Source organism: Streptomyces griseobrunneus (assembly GCF_046713465.1).
GTDB classification, from domain to species: Bacteria; Actinomycetota; Actinomycetes; order Streptomycetales; family Streptomycetaceae; genus Streptomyces; species Streptomyces microflavus.
On record NZ_CP177080.1, the window covers coordinates 3,473,660 to 3,488,442 of the forward strand.

General features: G+C 72.1%; 14 protein-coding genes. 7 read left to right on the forward strand and 7 right to left on the reverse strand.

The genetic code is table 11. The features are described from left to right. Positions 1 to 38: 38 nt before the first annotated feature. Both ACK8N7_RS15715 and ACK8N7_RS15720 read left to right on the forward strand, forming a co-directional pair. Positions 39 to 1,556 (forward strand): PTS transporter subunit EIIC, encoded by a 1,518-nt coding sequence (locus ACK8N7_RS15715; protein WP_403216873.1) that lies wholly within the window; start codon positions 39 to 41, stop codon positions 1,554 to 1,556. Positions 1,557 to 1,682: 126 nt separating this feature from the next. Continuing rightward, on the forward strand, positions 1,683 to 2,312 hold the full coding sequence (locus tag ACK8N7_RS15720) for an NADPH-dependent F420 reductase (RefSeq protein ID WP_403216875.1): 630 nt from the start codon (positions 1,683 to 1,685) through the stop codon (positions 2,310 to 2,312). A 6-nt stretch (positions 2,313 to 2,318) separates the two neighbouring features. Here ACK8N7_RS15720 and ACK8N7_RS15725 read toward each other — a convergent pair whose 3' ends face one another. After that, on the reverse strand, positions 2,319 to 2,603 hold the full coding sequence (locus ACK8N7_RS15725; RefSeq protein WP_500442828.1) for a hypothetical protein: 285 nt from the start codon (positions 2,601 to 2,603) through the stop codon (positions 2,319 to 2,321). Then, the gene (locus tag ACK8N7_RS15730; RefSeq protein ID WP_500442830.1) at positions 2,600 to 2,752 is read right to left on the reverse strand and encodes a hypothetical protein; all 153 of its coding nucleotides are present in this window, start codon (positions 2,750 to 2,752) and stop codon (positions 2,600 to 2,602) included. The genes ACK8N7_RS15725 and ACK8N7_RS15730 overlap by 4 nt, the downstream gene beginning before the upstream one ends. On the opposite strand from ACK8N7_RS15730, the gene ACK8N7_RS15735 reads away from it, so the two are divergent. From ACK8N7_RS15735 to ACK8N7_RS15745, 3 genes are all read left to right on the forward strand, one after another. Beyond that, a complete protein-coding gene (locus ACK8N7_RS15735; protein WP_403216879.1) occupies positions 2,741 to 2,878 on the forward strand; it encodes a hypothetical protein in 138 nt (45 codons plus the stop codon). The two genes, ACK8N7_RS15730 and ACK8N7_RS15735, sit on opposite strands and share 12 nt — an antisense overlap. A gap of 159 nt (positions 2,879 to 3,037) precedes the next feature. Then, positions 3,038 to 4,888 carry a PP2C family protein-serine/threonine phosphatase gene (locus ACK8N7_RS15740; RefSeq protein ID WP_403216881.1) on the forward strand — a complete coding sequence of 617 codons (1,851 nt, stop codon included), beginning with the start codon at positions 3,038 to 3,040 and terminating at the stop codon, positions 4,886 to 4,888. Then, on the forward strand, positions 4,888 to 5,316 hold the full coding sequence (locus tag ACK8N7_RS15745; RefSeq protein ID WP_500442832.1) for a response regulator: 429 nt from the start codon (positions 4,888 to 4,890) through the stop codon (positions 5,314 to 5,316). Before ACK8N7_RS15740 ends, ACK8N7_RS15745 begins: the two co-directional genes overlap by 1 nt. Before the next feature lie 8 nt (positions 5,317 to 5,324). On the opposite strand, the gene ACK8N7_RS15750 is transcribed toward ACK8N7_RS15745, so the two are convergent. The 4 genes from ACK8N7_RS15750 to ACK8N7_RS15765 all read right to left on the reverse strand — a co-directional run bounded on the left by ACK8N7_RS15750 (position 5,325) and on the right by ACK8N7_RS15765 (position 8,964). Next, positions 5,325 to 7,787, reverse strand: coding sequence for an ATP-binding protein (locus tag ACK8N7_RS15750; protein WP_500442834.1), 2,463 nt, complete (start codon positions 7,785 to 7,787; stop codon positions 5,325 to 5,327). 63 nt (positions 7,788 to 7,850) lie between these two features. Continuing rightward, positions 7,851 to 8,312 (reverse strand): SRPBCC family protein, encoded by a 462-nt coding sequence (locus tag ACK8N7_RS15755; RefSeq protein ID WP_403216887.1) that lies wholly within the window; start codon positions 8,310 to 8,312, stop codon positions 7,851 to 7,853. Between the two features lie 183 nt (positions 8,313 to 8,495). After that, complete coding sequence (locus ACK8N7_RS15760; protein ID WP_403216889.1) at positions 8,496 to 8,732, reverse strand: hypothetical protein; 237 nt, start codon at positions 8,730 to 8,732, stop codon at positions 8,496 to 8,498. Next, positions 8,722 to 8,964 (reverse strand): hypothetical protein, encoded by a 243-nt coding sequence (locus ACK8N7_RS15765; RefSeq protein WP_403216891.1) that lies wholly within the window; start codon positions 8,962 to 8,964, stop codon positions 8,722 to 8,724. Before ACK8N7_RS15765 ends, ACK8N7_RS15760 begins: the two co-directional genes overlap by 11 nt. A gap of 259 nt (positions 8,965 to 9,223) precedes the next feature. On the opposite strand from ACK8N7_RS15765, the gene ACK8N7_RS15770 reads away from it, so the two are divergent. Next, positions 9,224 to 10,267, forward strand: coding sequence for a LacI family DNA-binding transcriptional regulator (locus ACK8N7_RS15770; protein WP_015610364.1), 1,044 nt, complete (start codon positions 9,224 to 9,226; stop codon positions 10,265 to 10,267). A 150-nt stretch (positions 10,268 to 10,417) separates the two neighbouring features. Here ACK8N7_RS15770 and ACK8N7_RS15775 read toward each other — a convergent pair whose 3' ends face one another. After that, positions 10,418 to 13,234 carry a glycosyl hydrolase gene (locus tag ACK8N7_RS15775; RefSeq protein WP_403216893.1) on the reverse strand — a complete coding sequence of 939 codons (2,817 nt, stop codon included), beginning with the start codon at positions 13,232 to 13,234 and terminating at the stop codon, positions 10,418 to 10,420. A gap of 235 nt (positions 13,235 to 13,469) precedes the next feature. On the opposite strand from ACK8N7_RS15775, the gene ACK8N7_RS15780 reads away from it, so the two are divergent. After that, a complete protein-coding gene (locus ACK8N7_RS15780; RefSeq protein ID WP_403216895.1) occupies positions 13,470 to 14,774 on the forward strand; it encodes an ABC transporter substrate-binding protein in 1,305 nt (434 codons plus the stop codon). Positions 14,775 to 14,783: the final 9 nt, after the last annotated feature.

Sequence of the window (14,783 nt, forward strand, 5' to 3'; positions counted from 1 at the left end):
CCCAACCCCACCCCCCGCACAGCAAGGCACCGAGCACCATGGCCACAGAAGACAAGAACCGCGCCACCGCCGCCGCGATCCTTCCGCTCGTCGGCGGGGCCGCGAACGTCGCCTCCATCGCCCACTGCATGACCCGGCTCCGCCTCGGTCTGCACGACCGTTCCCTCGTCGACGACGAGGCGCTGAAGGCCCTGCCCGCCGTGATGGGCGTGGTCGAGGACGACACGTACCAGATCGTGCTGGGTCCGGGCACGGTCGCCCGGGTCACCCCGGAGTTCGAGCAACTGGTGGAGGAGGGCCGCGAGGCCGCCCCCGCTCCCGAACCGGGAACGGCCTCCGTCTCGGCCGATGAACTGGCAGCGCAGGGCGCGGCGATCAAGGCGCAGCAGAAGGCGAAGAACGCCACCCCGTTCAAGCTGTTCCTGCGCAGGATCGCCAACATCTTCGTGCCGCTGATCCCGGCGCTCATCGGCTGCGGCATCATCGCGGGCCTCAACGGGCTGCTGGTGAACCTGGAGTGGCTGCCCGCCGTCACGCCCGCGCTGGCGGCGATGGCGTCCGGTTTCATGGCGCTGATCGCGGTGTTCGTGGGCTACAACACGGCGAAGGAGTTCGGCGGTACGCCGATCCTGGGCGGTGCGGTCGCGGCGATCATCGTTTTCCCGGGCGTCGCCGACATCGACGCCTTCGGCCAGACGCTCTCCCCCGGCCAGGGCGGTGTGCTCGGCGCGCTGGGCGCGGCGGTGCTGGCGGTGTACGTGGAGAAGTGGTGCCGCCGGTGGGTGCCGGAGGCGCTGGACGTCCTGGTCACCCCGACCCTGACGGTGCTGATCTCCGGCCTGGTGACGATCTTCGGCCTGATGTACGTGGCGGGCGAGGTGTCCTCGGCCATCGGTACGTTCGCGGACTGGCTGCTCGCCAACGGCGGCGCGGGCGCGGGCTTCGTGCTCGGCGGCCTGTTCCTCCCCCTGGTGATGCTGGGCCTGCACCAGGCGCTGATCCCGATCCACACCACCCTCATCGAGCAGCAGGGCTACACGGTCCTGCTCCCGATCCTCGCGATGGCCGGAGCGGGCCAGGTGGGCGCGGCGATGGCCGTCTACTTCCGCCTCCCCCGCAACGAGTCGATCCGCCGCACGATCAAGTCCGCGCTCCCGGCGGGCCTGCTGGGTGTCGGCGAGCCCCTGATCTACGGCGTCTCGCTCCCGCTGGGCCGCCCGTTCATCACGGCGTGCGTGGGCGGCGCGTTCGGCGGCGGCTTCGTGGGCCTGTTCAACCAGCTCGGCGACAAGGTCGGCTCGACGGCCATCGGCCCGTCCGGCTGGGCCCTGTTCCCGCTCGTGGACGGCAACCACGGCCTGGGCACGACGATCGCGATCTACGCGGGCGGCCTGCTCGTCGGGTACGTCGCCGGGTTCGCCGCGACGTACTTCTTCGGGTTCGGCAAGGACCTGCTGACCGAGTTCAACGTCTCCCAGGAACCGACCCCGTCGACGGTCGCCGCCACGGGCAACACGCACCCCGGCTCCCCGGCGAAGGCCCCCGCAGGGGTCTGAGCGGCCGGGGCTGGGTGGGGCGGGGCAGGGCAGGGCCTGAGGACTGGAGGACTACGCCTCAGGCCCCACCCCGCCCCCTCCTGCCGCCCGATGCGTCCCGCAGCCCCCGCTGGCTAGCGTCGCCCCATGCGTATAGGACTGCTCGGCACCGGAAATGTCGCCCGCGCCCTGGCCCACGGCTGGCGCGCCGCAGGACACGACGTCCTTCTCGGATCACGCCGGCCGAAGGAACGGACCGGCCTCGATCTCCCCGTCGCGGGCCTGGACGAGACGGCCGCACACGCGGAGGTGCTCGTCAACGCCACGCCGGGAGGCGTCTCCGTGGCATTGCTGCACTCCATCGGGGCCCCCGCGCTGGCCGGGACCTTACTGATCGACGTCGGGGTCGGCCTCTCGGACGACTTCACCGAGCTGACCCACCCCAACAGCAGCCTGGGCGAACTGATCCAGGAGGCCTTCCCCCTGACCCCCGTCGTCAAGACGCTCTGCACGATGGACTCCACCGCCATGACCGCCCCCGGCGAACTCACCGAACCGGGCACGGTCTTCCTCTCCGGCGACGACATCGAGGCCAAGCGGACCACCGGCCACCTCCTCACGGACCTCGGCTGGCCGCCCTCCTCCCAGCTGGACATCGGGGGCATCACCACCGCACGCGGCCAGGAGCACTTCGCGTTCCTCTTCATGGGCATCGCGGGCGGGGTGGGGTCGCACACCTTCAACATCAAGGTGGTGACCCGCCCGCAGACGGACTAGGGCCTGTCATCGGCGCAGTGCCGCTTCCGCTTCCCCTTCCGCTTCCGCTTCGGCTTCCGGTTCCGGCGACGGGCCGGAACCGCCCGCCTCCCCTGCCGGAGCGGAAGGGATGAGGAACGACGCGATCAGCCCCAGCAGGACGAACCCGGCGGCCACGCAACCCCCGAGGACGACCCCGTCCGTCATCGCCGCGCGGGCCGCGTCCGCGACGGAGGCCGGCACCCCCCTGTCCCCGGCCCGCCTCAGCGAGCGGATCCCGCTCTCCCCGAGCGCGACGACCGCCCTGCTCAACCCTCGAACAGGCCGGGCACATCATCCGCAGCCGGGAACACACCGACAGGCGCGTCATCACCCTGCGCAGCAGCGCGTACGACCAGGAGCGCGCGGACGAGTTCTTCCGCCCCCTGGGCGTCCGCCTGGACGCCGTCATGGCGGGGCATCCACCTCAGCTCCTGGCCGCCTTCGAGGGGCTGCTGGCCGAGCTGGGCACGAGCATGGACGCCTACATCACGGAGCGGAGCGAGGGACGCCGGGAGGGTGACCAGGGGAGCCCGTCGGCGAGCTGACCTGCGCGTGCGCTTCTCCCGGCGCCCCACGGACGAGTGGCAGCACGCCCGCCCCCGTGATCCCTGCCACGGCATGAAATCCGGCCCGCCGGTCATACTGGCCGAGTACCGGAGACATGGCCGCGTACGGGAAACGAGACGGAACCGGAAGGCGGGGACATGGTCGACGACACCTGGTCCAGTGCGCTGCACCGGCTCTGGCAGGCCGCCTCGCGGGCCGAGGAGGTCGCGGCGCTGGCGGACGACGTCTACGCACCGCTCCTCACCACGCCGGGGGTCCACCTCGTCGTGGGCACTCGGTGGGAGGACCCGCAGATCCTGCGGTACATGCGCGCCCTGAGGGCCGGGAGCGACAGCCCGGTGATCACCGCGACGGCCCGGTCCGTTCCGGAGGCGGCGGTACGGGAGCCGGGGGACGAACCCGTGGTGACCCGGATCCCCGTGGCCGGGCTCGACGACGCTGGGTGGCCGGAGGCGGAGCTCCTGCGGCGGACGCCGGGAGCCACCTTCGTGGTCTGCACGTTCCGGCTGGACCACCGGGGCTGGGCCTCGCTCGGTGTCAGCGTCGACGCCTCGGCGGACGTGGCGGCCGTCGAGGGCCGGCTGGCCCAGGCCGTCGACGTCATCGTCGCCTGCCACACCGGCATCATCCAGCGCGGCCGCGAGGCCCGGCGGGGCGCGGACGACGCGCTGCTGGCCGAGGCCTCGCTCCAGATGGACTCGTCCCTGGACGTGGAGGAGACCCTGCGGCGGGTGGCCCGGATCGCCGTTCCGGCCGTCGCCGACGGGGCGCTCGTCCACCTGCTGCGCAGCGAGGGTCCGGAGTTCGTCTCCGCCACGCACGTCGCCGTCCAGCAGCAGCGTGCGCTGGAGGAGATCGGCCGCGAGAACCTGTGGCTGGCGACGCTGCTAGCCCGCCGGAGCGAGGACGAGGACACGGTGTTCCTGAGCGGCCCCGCACTCGACGGCTCGCCCTTCGCCGACACGGGCGACGCAGTTCAAGCCTCCGACGCAGCCGAAGCCGCCGACGGCGCGAGACCGGTGGCGGCCGGGGCCGGCCGCCACTCCACCGTCATCAGCATCAGCACGCTCCGCGCCCGGGGCCGCGTGGTCGGCAGCATCACCTTCGTCTACCAGCGGCCCGAGGCCCGGCTGCCGGGCAGCGCCTTCCTCCGCAGCCTGGCCACCCGGGCCGCCCTCTCCATCGACAACGCCCTGCTCTACGAGCTCCGCCGGCACGCCGTCCTCTCGCTCCAGGAGCACCTGCTCCCCTCCCAGCTCCCCGTCACCGACCAGTGGGACCTGTCCGCCAGCTACGAGGTCGGCGACCCCATGCTCGACGTGGGCGGCGACTTCTACGACGCCGTGCCCCGGCCCGACGGGTCCATCGCCCTGCTGATCGGCGATGTCTGCGGGCGCGGCGCGGAGGCGGCGGCCCTCACCGGCCTGGCCCGCCACACCCTGCGCACCCTGCTGGAGCAGGGCACCGACCCGGGCACCGCCCTCAGCCGGCTCAACCGGGCCCTGCGCCAGGAGCGGGCGAGCCGCTTCCTCACCGCGGTCGTCGCGACCCTGGCCCCCCAGGCCGACGGCACGGCGCTGCTCACCACGTGCAGCGCGGGGCACCCCTCGCCCCTGGTGCTCCGCAGCGACGGCACGGTCTCCGAAGTGCTCACCGGCGGGCTCCTCCTCGGCGTCCTGGACGACGTCTCGTACGAGAGCCACGAGGAACGCATCGGCCCCGACGACACCGTGGTGCTCTTCACCGACGGGCTCACCGAATCACGGGAGGCGGGCGGCGCCTTCTTCGAGAGCATCCTGCCGGTGCGGCTCGCCGCCCTGCGCGGCTTCGACGCCGCCCACATCGCGGAGAGCCTGACCCAGCAGGCCAAGGCGTACCGCGCCTCCGGGCAGGACGACATCGCCCTGCTCGTCGCCCGCTGGACCGGCGTTCCGCCCGGCGCGGACCTGCTCCCCCACCCCCTGCAGCTGGTAAGGACGGCCCGGTGATGAACAGCGACGGACTGATCCTCGTCGTGGAGGACTCGGAGGAGGACACCGAGGCGATCCAGCGCGCCCTGTCCCGGTCCCACCCCTCCCTGCACGTGGAGTTCGCCCCGCGCAGCGACACCGTGCTGGACCGCCTCCTCGACCCCGCCGCCCCCACACCGGACCTGGTGCTGCTCGACCTCAACATGCCGGGCGTGAACGGCCTGACCCTGCTGACGAACCTGCGCGCGAACTCCGCGTGTGCGTCCCTGACCGTGGTGGTCTTCACCTCGTCCACCTCCTCGGCCGAGGAGCAGGCGTGCTACGCGGCGGGCGCGGACAGCTACATCTACAAGCCCGTCAACTTCGAGCTGTTCCAGACGGTGCTGCGGGGCGCGGTCGACTTCTGGATGACGCACCGGGCGGACGGGCGGCGGGCCGCCGGGTAGCCCGCGCCCTACCGTTCCGCCACCGCCCCGCCCAGCGTGAACCACACCGCCGTCCCCGGTCCCCCGCCCTGCGGCCGGCTGCCGTCCGGTCCGGTGGCGGGGCTCTCCAGCCACAGCCGGCCCCCGTGGCGTTCCACGATCCGCTTGACCACGGCCAGGCCGACGCCCGAGCCGCCGCCCCGTTCCTCGCGGCGGTGCAGCCGGCGGAAGAGCTGGAGGACGTCCTCGTGCTGGTCGGGCGGGATGCCGATGCCGTTGTCCCGTACGACGACGGCCGTCACCTCCCGCCCGGCCGCGCCGCCCGGCTCCACCACCGAGGCCGCCTCCACCCACACCCGCCGCTCCCCGTCACCCTCGTCCGCCGCGTACTTGGCCGCGTTGACGAACAGGTTCTCCAGCACCTCGCGCAGCCGCGCCCGGTCGGCGCGCAGGCGGGGCAGAGGGGCGGGGCGCACCAGCGTCACGCCCTGCTCCGCCAGCCGGTCACCGGCGACGAGCAGCGCGTCGTCCACCACCTCGTCCAGCGACAACAGCTCCTGCTCCAGGCCCACCTGGCCGAGGAGTGAGAAGTGCAGCAGGGAGTCGAGCAGCCCGTCCATGCGCTCCGCGAGCCGCCGCACCGTGGTCAGACGGCGCAGCGAGGTGGCGTCGAGCACGGCACCGGCGTCCTCGACGATGAAGGCGGCCGCGTTGGAGATGCCCCGCAGCGGCTCCTTCAGGTCGTGGGCCGCCGCGTGCGCGAAGGAGTCCAGGTCCTCGTTGGTCCGGGCGAGCTCCGCGTTCCGCGCCGCCAGCCGGCCGCTCAGCAGGCCCGACATCTCCCGCCACAGCTCCCCGGCCACCACCCGCTGCGCGGGGGTCCACGGCGCGCTCCGCCCTCGTACGGTCGCCCGGTGGACGGCGGACGAACCGCGCGGGGTCAGCCGCTCGCCGCCCGGGCCCGTCCGCACCGGGCGGGCCGGATCGGCCGCCCACTCCCGGGGCGCGGGCAGCTCATGGCGCCACCAGGCCAGCAGGTCGCCGTCCCGGTTGAAGGGGAGGAAGAGGAGGCCCGCGGGCACCCCCTGGGCCTGGGCGTCCGCCGGTTCGAGGCCCAGCAGCTCCGGGACCCGGTCGCTGCTCCACACCTCGCCCACCGGACCGGAGTCCGCCAGCCGTTCCAGCAGGCCGCGCAGACCGGCGGGGAGCGGGCCCCCTGCCGTCGGCGTCTCCGCGCCCCGCAGCAGCACCGCCCCGTCGGCGTGGAGGAGTTCGGCCAGCCCCTGGACGGGCCTCATCAGGGCGTCCGGCGCCTGGGAGGAGAGCCGGGCCAGCAGCGTGGCGAGCGCACTCCGGTACCCGGAGAGCTCGTCGGCCTGCTCGCGCTCGGCGACGGCCGCCAGTTGCAGGGACAGCGCGATCCCGAAGAACTCGCAGGCCGACCGCACTTCGGGGGTCAGCCGCTTCGGCTCGTCGCCGTGGCAGGCGATCAGCCCCCACAGTTCACCGTCGTGCAGGAGCGAGACCGACATGGACGAGGCCACACCGATGTTGCGCAGATACTCCAGGTGGTAGCCGGAGACGGTACGGAGTATCGAGCCCGACAGGTCGAGCGGTTCGCCCGTCCCCTCCCGGAGCTCCGGCTGCAGCCCCACCGTCGCGTCGTCCACGTCACCGATGACCCGGATCCAGTTGCGGGCGTAGAGGCGGCGGGCCTGCGGCGGGATGTCGCTGGCGGGGAACCACAGCCCGAGCCACGGCTCCCGCCCTTCGTTACGCGCCTCCGCGATGACCTGGCCGGGTCCGTCGGCGCCGTCGAACCGGTAGGCGACCACCCGGTCGTAACCGGTGAGTGCCTGGACCTCACGGACGGCGGCCGCGCAGCACTCGGTGACGTCGGCCGCCCCTTGGAGCCGGTGCAGGGCGCGGCGGACCCGGGGGTAGAAGTTCTGGAAGACGAACGGCCCGTCCGCGGCCCGCGGTTCGAACTCCAGCACCAGCAGCTCCGCGACCCGGTGGACGGTCACGTCGAAGGGGCGCACCCGCCCGTCGTCCGACTCCAGCGAGAGGGCCAGCACCCCGGAGACGGCGGGCCCGCCCGGGGAGGCGACGGCGGAGTCTCCCGAGGCCGGGGAGGCAGCGGCGGCGGAGTCTCCCGAGGCCGGGGCGGAGACCACGGCCGGGCCCTCCGGGCCCCCCGCCGCCTCCATGGCCTCCCGCGCCAGCGCCCACTGCTCCTCCCCTATCAGCTCCGTGACCGGCCGCCCCACCAGCTCCGCGGCCGCCCGGCCGAGCAGTTCGTCCGTGTTGCGGCTCACCGTGTCCACCACGGCATCGTGCAGCCGGGCGGCGAGCAGGGCCCCGTACGACTGGACACCGCCGAGCAGGTGGATCGGCTCCCGGACGCACTGGGAGAGGTCGAACTCCTGGCTCACTCCGGCCTCGGCCGCCACCGCTTTCGGGGAGAGCCATCCCCGTACCTCGTCGGACACTGCCGTTTCTCCGTTCCGCCGCCCGTCGCCCCGCTCGCGTCTTCCTACCACCGGGCCGTGCTCTCAGGGCGCGGCGTCCCCGCAGTGGGCGAGCACCGCGCGCGGCATGGTCCGGGTGATCTCGTCGCCGAGCCGCTCGAACTCCCGGCGCAGGAAGGGGTCGGCGAGCCGGGCGATGCCCTTGAAGCGGATGTGCGCGTGGTACGTGATCCTGGTCGCGCCCTCGCCCTCGGCCCGGAAGGTGAGGTCGTCGGTGGAGACGGCCGTCTTGTTGGTGCCGACGAAGACCAGCCGGTCGGGCTCCTTCACATCCAGCCGGTACGTGAGCTCCGTGCGCCGCCCCCGGAACTCGGAGACGTTGTGCCACCTGGCACCCCGGGTGACGGTGGCGCCGGCCGGTCCGTCGGCCGGGGTGCACTCCCGCGTCCCAGGGTCCCACTCCTCCGCCCGGGAGAAATCGGCGAGATACTCCACGACCCGGTCCAGCGGGCACGGGACGGTGAACGAGCGCCTGACGTCGACCACGATGACTCCTCAATTCCTCGTACGGAAGAAGACATGACCTCAAGGGTCCATACCAGGACGAAAACCACCTGCCCGCCCCGGCCTCCCGTACACCCGCCCCGTGGACGCACTTACGCCCCCGAACGGCGGCGGGCCCGGCCCCGAGGAGGGGCCGGGCCCGCCGCCTCACGCGTACACCCCGGTTCAGCGCGGCAGCTGACCCTCCCGGTTGATCTCCGTCACCCGGGCCCGCAGGACCACGCCCGGCGGGGCCGGCTGCAGGGCATCCGGCGGGCAGGACCACTCCGGTCCGCCGCCCGGCGGCCGCAACTGCACGTCCTCCCCGGTCCGGCCCATCACCCGGCCCACGCGCCCGTCCCGGCCGTCCACCGCGAACGTCCCCGGCTCGGGCGTACACCGGTCGAGTCCCTCAGCCGCCATGACCGTTCTCCTTCTCCGCCAGCACCTCGCACAGCCGCAACGCGGTGTCGATGTTGCAGCGGCCCAGGTCGACCAGTGGCGTCGGCTCGTTGCCCGCGCACGAGACGGGGTCGACCCGCAGCGAAGGCAGCGTCACGCCCAGCCCGGCGAGCCCTTCCTTCAGCTGTGCCACCGCGTCCTCCGCCGTCCGCACTCTGTCCGCCGCCACCCTGCGCCGCTCCGTCGCTTCCATGCTGCACACCTTCCACTCTGAGTAATGGCAATGCCTACCCAGCGTGTCCAACGCGCAACGGGCCAGGAAGAGGCGCTGTTCCGGCAACCGGCTGCTGCGGAACGGCCGGGCGCGCCCCGCCGGCCCGCGCAGCCCGGACTCCGACGGGAAGCGCTCTCAGTCATGCGCCGCCCCGGCGCTAGGCTGTAGCCGATCCGGCGACGGCACAGGCAAGCACCACCCCGCGTGCCGTCGCCCCCGTCGACGAGGAGCGACCGCCTTGCCCGAGCAGTCCCCCGGGTCCCGGCCCACCCTGGAAGCCGTCGCGGCGCGTGCGGGGGTCTCCCGGGCCACCGCCTCGCGGGTCGTCAACGGGGGCGACGGAGTCCGCAAACCGCTGGTCGACAAGGTGCTCAAGGCGGTCGACGAGCTCGGCTACATCCCCAACCACGCGGCCCGGACCCTGGTCACCCGGCGGACGGGCGCGGTGGCCGTCGTCATCGCCGAGCCGGAGATACGGATCTTCTCCGACCCTTTCTTCTCGCAGCAGATCCGGGGCATCAGCAAGGAGCTGACCGCCCACGACACCCAGCTCGTCCTGCTGCTGGTGGAGGGCCCCGGCGACTTCGACCGGATCGCGCGCTATCTCTCCGGCGGGCACGTGGACGGGGCGCTCGCCTTCTCCCTCCACACCGACGACCCGCTGCCCGCGATCACCCGGCGGGCGGGGATTCCGACGGTGTACGGGGGCCGGCCCAGCTGGACCGCCGACCCCGGTGACCAGGCCGTTCCGTATGTCGACGCCGACAACCGGGGCGGGGCGCGGGTCGCCGTGCAGTATCTGCGGGACCTCGGGCGGGAGCGGATCGCGCACATCGGCGGGCCGCCCGACCAGACCTCGGCGATGGACCGCCTCGACGGCTACCGGGACGTGCTCATCGACGTGGACCCGACGCTCGTCGCCGAGGGCGGGTTCACCGTGGAGAGCGGGGCGCGGGCGATGGCCGAGCTGCTGGAGCGGCGGCCCGACCTGGACGCGGTGTTCGTCGCCAACGACCTGATGGCCTCGGGTGCGCTGCGGGTCCTGCGGGAGCGCGGGGTGGCCGTGCCGGAGCAGGTGGCGATCGTCGGGTTCGACGACATGGACTCGGTGGCCGCGACGACCGACCCGCCGCTGACCACCGTCAACCAGGACATCGAGGGCCAGGGGCGGCTGATGGCCCGGCTGCTGCTGCGCGGCCTGGACCGGGACCGTACGGGGAACGGCCCGGCGCCGGACTCGGTGATCACCCCGACGACGCTGGTACGGCGGGCCTCGGCCTGAACCCTGACATGTACGAGTACGGCGGGCCTCGGCCCGACCCTCACGGTGAACGCGTACGGCGGGCCTCCGCCCTGAGGAGCCGGAGACCCGCCGCACCGATCGTGCCCGTACATCAACCTGCTTACACGTACGGGGTGTTCACCAGCACGTCTACACGTACGGGATCCTGAGCACCGCCGCGTCCGTGCCCGTCTGCACCTGGGACGTGCCGTTGCCGAGCGCGTTCCAGATCTCCAGGCGGACCGTGCCGTTCTTGAGCTCGCCCAGGCTGCCGGTGGCCGCCTGTGCGCCGACGGCCTGCGTGTACTCCTCCCAGCCCGCGACCGGGTCGGTCGCGAAGTAGCGGAAGGTCTCGGTGCGGTCGAACGTGCCGTCGCCGGTCAGGTCGTAGCTGACCCTGACCTGCGGGGCGAGCCCGACCTTGGTGCCCGCGTCCACCCGGAGGCGGAACGCGGTGGCGGCCCCCGCGGAGACCTTGCCGTTGACCTGCTTCACCTCGTAGACGGTCGGGCGGTACGGGGTGCCGTCCCGGTTCAGGCCGTCGGCCGAGGCGATGGTGTCGGCGCCCGCCGGGTCGGTGGTGGCGGTGGTGAGGACACCACCGGTCTTGAGCCGGAAGGTGTTGCCGGTGGAGGGGTTGCCCGGCTCCTCCGGGTCGGGGTCCGGGTTTCCGCCGGGGCCCGTGCTGGTGGCCGTCGAACGGGCCGGTACGGACAGGGTCTTGCCGTCCGAGAAGGTCACCGTGCGCGTGGTGGAGCTGTGGTTGTGGGCGGTGTAGGTGCGGGTGCCGTTCTTGGAGAAGACGGCGGAGGTGGGCAGGTCGCCGCTGACCGTCATGTCCGGGGCGCCGAGGGTGTTGAGGGTGTTGATCCAGTGGTAGGTGTGGGCCTTGGACTCACCCTGCTCGGGTTCGTAATTCCCGTTCACACTGTCGTACTTGGCCTTCGCCGACGTCGGGTCGGAGAGTGCCTCGAACTCCCAGAGGAGGTCGCGCCACTCCTGGGCCGGGCCGCCGTTCTCGCGCTCCATCTCAGCGATGTTCCGCTTGATGGCGGCCTTCTCGCGGGCCAGGTGGAGTGAACCGCCCGTCACCGGGAGGACGTTGATGCCGTGGATCTCCTCCGGGTTCGCCGTCCACCAGGTGGAGTACGAGGCGCCGCTGCCCCAGACCATGCCGACCGTGCCGTACTTGTACGAGGCGGGGAAGACCTGCTCGCTCGCGTCGAACCAGTACTGGGTGATGGCCTCGGACTCGGTCGTCAGCAGGTAACTGCCGAGGTCCCGGAGGTTGTTGTCACCGGTCGCCGCACCCCACAGGACCAGTCCGGCGCTGAGGTTGATGGACTCCGACGAGGACTCCTGGTTGTTGCCCGCCGCGAAGCCCTGGTGGCCGGAGGCCCAGCTGTGGCCCGCGTACACGTCGAAGCCGCGCAGGAAGGGGTACGCCGAGTCGGTGCGGCTCGGGTTGGCGGTGTCGCGGATGAGGTGCTTGATCATCGTGCCCCAGGCCGAGTCGGCCACCCAGGCCTGGTCGTACTGGGCGATGATCGCCGCCGCGTAGACGTAGTAGCTGTAGTGGAAGTGGTGGTCGTTGAGCTCGGTGTCGCTGCCGTACGAGGCCGGGTAGCCGGTGAGGGTCTTCCAGTCCTTGTCGTAGCTGAACTCACTGGCCCCGCCCGCGGTGAACCACTCCTGGAGCCTCCCCTTCATCAGGCCGAGGAGCTTGTCGCGGGTGGCGGTCTGGCCGATCTGGTCGGCCACGGGCACCAGTTGGGCGAGCTTGCCGAGCGCCTTGCCGGTCCAGTAGGTGTCCGAGGCCCCGGAGAAGGGGTCGGAGGCGTTGGCGACCTCGTTGAGGTAGCCGGTCAGCCGGGCCCGGTCGACGCCGCCGGCGACGGGCAGCGCGGGCACCACGCCCTGGTTCTTCTGGCTGGTGGTGAAGGAGGCGGCCTCGCGCACCTTCATCGTGCCGCGCGGTGAGACGTACGTGTACGGGGTCAGCGCGTCGGTCGTATGCAGCCACTGGTGGCGGTAGAGGGCCTGGAGCGTCCCGCGCTCCGTGCCCTCCCTGGCCTCCGTGGTCAGGGTGTAGGTCGCCCGCACGTTGCCGCCGGTGGTCTGCCAGGCCACCTGGGAGCCGGTGACGAAGCTGAAGGCGTACTTGCGGTAGGTCGCGAGCGCGTCCGTGGAGGGCAGCACGGCGAGCGAGAAGTAGTCCTTGGAACCGAGCCCAGCGGTGATCGTGGTGCCGGAGATGTTCCAGTCGGAGCCGGTCGGGGCGAAGAGGGCGTAGTGGTGGCCGGCGACCGTGATGCCGACGACGTTCCCGTTGTCGGCGAAGACGGTGGGCGTGGAGGCGGTCGTGATGCGGGCGTCACCGCCGGACCCCTTGGCGTACACGAACGGCATGCCGTGGCCGATGGTGGCCCGGAAGGTGCGGGAGCCGTCCGCCCAGTACGGGGTGACCGTCCAGTCGGACCAGGCGTCGGCCTTGGTGTCCGGGGAGTTCAGGCCGGTCAGGCCGACGGTGAGGTCGGCCTTGTGGGCGTACTCGTACTGCCGGCCGTCACCGACGATCGCGGGCGTGGTCGGGTAGCCGACCTCCAGGCCGGAGGCCTTGGCCTGGTAGGTGAGGGGGTGGCCGTACATGGGGGTGGAGTGCGGGTTGTCGCCGTAGCGCTGGAAGGCGAGCGAGGACCACCAGTCGTTGGTCGGGACCGGCTTGTCCCGGGCGGCGGTGGTGAGCTTGGGGGTGACGGGCGCGCCGGTGTTCGTGGTGGGTCCGGACGTACCGGCGGGACGGGCGTCGGTGTAGCTGCCGGCACCGGCGGGGATGGTGGCGGCGGCCGCGGGGGAGGCGGCGGGGCCCAGGGTGACGGCGGCCAGGGCGATGGCCAGGAGCGTCGCCGCCGCTGGTCTGGAGGCGAGTCTGGAGAGGGAGGCTTGCACGGGCAGCACCTCGATCATGGGGGGCGAAGAGCGCATTCGAGAGCGCTCTCAAGTGCCAAGGAACGTAAAACTCCTGAAACCTAAGTGTCAAGAGAACGCACAGAGAAGGCAGTTGGGCGGTCGCCGGGTGTAACGCCAAGCTGTTATGCGTTCGAGTCTTGACGGGGAGGGGGTGGTGGGGGACGCTCCAGACGCAGGTTTTGAGAGCGCTCTCAAGGCGCTCGGTTCATCCCGAAGCCAAGGGAGGCTTCCCATGCCCATCGCCCGAGCCGCCAAGAGAGCCACCGCCCGCCTCGGCGCGGTCGTCCTCGCCGGGGCCCTCCTCGCCGCCTGTGGATCCAGCGACTCGTCGGACACCTCCGACAGCGCGGGCGGAAAGGTCACGCTCTCGGTCGACCTCTTCGGGTCCTTCGGCTTCAAGGAAGCCGGGCTGTACGAGGAGTACCAGAAGCTCAACCCGAACGTGACGATCAAGCAGAGCGACACCCAGGACGAGGCGGACTACTGGAAGTCGCTCCAGACCCGCCTGGCCGGCGGCGGCGGTCTCGCGGACGTGCAAGGCGTCGAGGTGGGCCGGATCGCCTCGGTCACCCAGCAGCAGTCCGACAAGTTCCAGGACCTGAAGGAGTTCGGGGCCGACAAGCTCAAGGGCGAGTTCGCCGAGGCCAAGTGGTCGGCGGCGACCACCAAGGACGGGAAGGTCCTCGGCCTCGGCACGGACGTCGGCCCCGAGGCGATGTGCTACCGCACCGACCTCTTCAAGCAGGCCGGGCTCCCCACCGACCGCGAGGAGCTCGCCCAGAAGTGGTCCACGTGGGACGGCTACCTGGAGCTGGGCAAGGAGTACAAGAAGAAGGCCCCCGCCAAGAGCGCCTGGCTCGACAGCGTCGGCTCGCTCTACGGGATCATGATCGGCCAGGAGAAGGAGCGGTACTACGACGCCTCCGGCGAGCTGATCTACGAGAAGAACCCGGCGGTGAAGACGGCCTGGGACACCTCCGTGAAGGCGGCCGAGGCGGACCTGAGCGCCAAGCTCGACCAGTGGTCCCCGCAGTGGAACCAGGCGTTCGCCGCCGGTTCGTTCGCCACGATCCCGTGCCCGGCCTGGATGCTCGGCTACATCAAGGGCCAGGCCGGTGACGGCGGCCAGGGCAAGTGGGACATCGCCAAGCTGCCCGGCGGGGCCGGCAACTGGGGCGGCTCGTACCTCTCCATCCCGCGTGCGGCCAAGAACAAGGCGGAGGCGTACAAGCTGATCGAGTGGCTGACCGCCCCCGAGCAGCAGGCGAAGGTCTTCCAGAAGCAGGGCAACTTCCCCTCCTCGACGGGCGCCATCGCGAAGATCGCGGACGCCAAGGACGACTACTTCTCGGGCGCCCCGATCGGCCAGATCTTCGGTGACGCGGCCAAGGAGTCCCCGGTGCAGGTGCTGGGTGTGCACGACCAGAACGTGATGCAGCAGCTGACGAACGCGCTGAGCGAGGTCGAGCGCAAGGGCGTCTCGTCGGACAAGGCGTGGGAGACGGCGAAGAAGGGCGTGGCGAACGTGATCGGCTGACGCCGGCCC

Coding starts and splice junctions, on each gene's coding strand:
- ACK8N7_RS15715 (WP_403216873.1), top strand. CDS start 39: ATGGCCACAGAAGACAAGAACCGCGCCACCGCCGCCGCGATCCTTCCG.
- ACK8N7_RS15720 (WP_403216875.1), top strand. CDS start 1,683: ATGCGTATAGGACTGCTCGGCACCGGAAATGTCGCCCGCGCCCTGGCC.
- ACK8N7_RS15735 (WP_403216879.1), top strand. CDS start 2,741: ATGGCGGGGCATCCACCTCAGCTCCTGGCCGCCTTCGAGGGGCTGCTG.
- ACK8N7_RS15730 (WP_500442830.1), bottom strand. CDS start 2,752: ATGCCCCGCCATGACGGCGTCCAGGCGGACGCCCAGGGGGCGGAAGAA.
- ACK8N7_RS15740 (WP_403216881.1), top strand. CDS start 3,038: ATGGTCGACGACACCTGGTCCAGTGCGCTGCACCGGCTCTGGCAGGCC.
- ACK8N7_RS15745 (WP_500442832.1), top strand. CDS start 4,888: ATGAACAGCGACGGACTGATCCTCGTCGTGGAGGACTCGGAGGAGGAC.
- ACK8N7_RS15760 (WP_403216889.1), bottom strand. CDS start 8,732: ATGGCGGCTGAGGGACTCGACCGGTGTACGCCCGAGCCGGGGACGTTC.
- ACK8N7_RS15765 (WP_403216891.1), bottom strand. CDS start 8,964: ATGGAAGCGACGGAGCGGCGCAGGGTGGCGGCGGACAGAGTGCGGACG.
- ACK8N7_RS15775 (WP_403216893.1), bottom strand. CDS start 13,234: ATGATCGAGGTGCTGCCCGTGCAAGCCTCCCTCTCCAGACTCGCCTCC.
- ACK8N7_RS15780 (WP_403216895.1), top strand. CDS start 13,470: ATGCCCATCGCCCGAGCCGCCAAGAGAGCCACCGCCCGCCTCGGCGCG.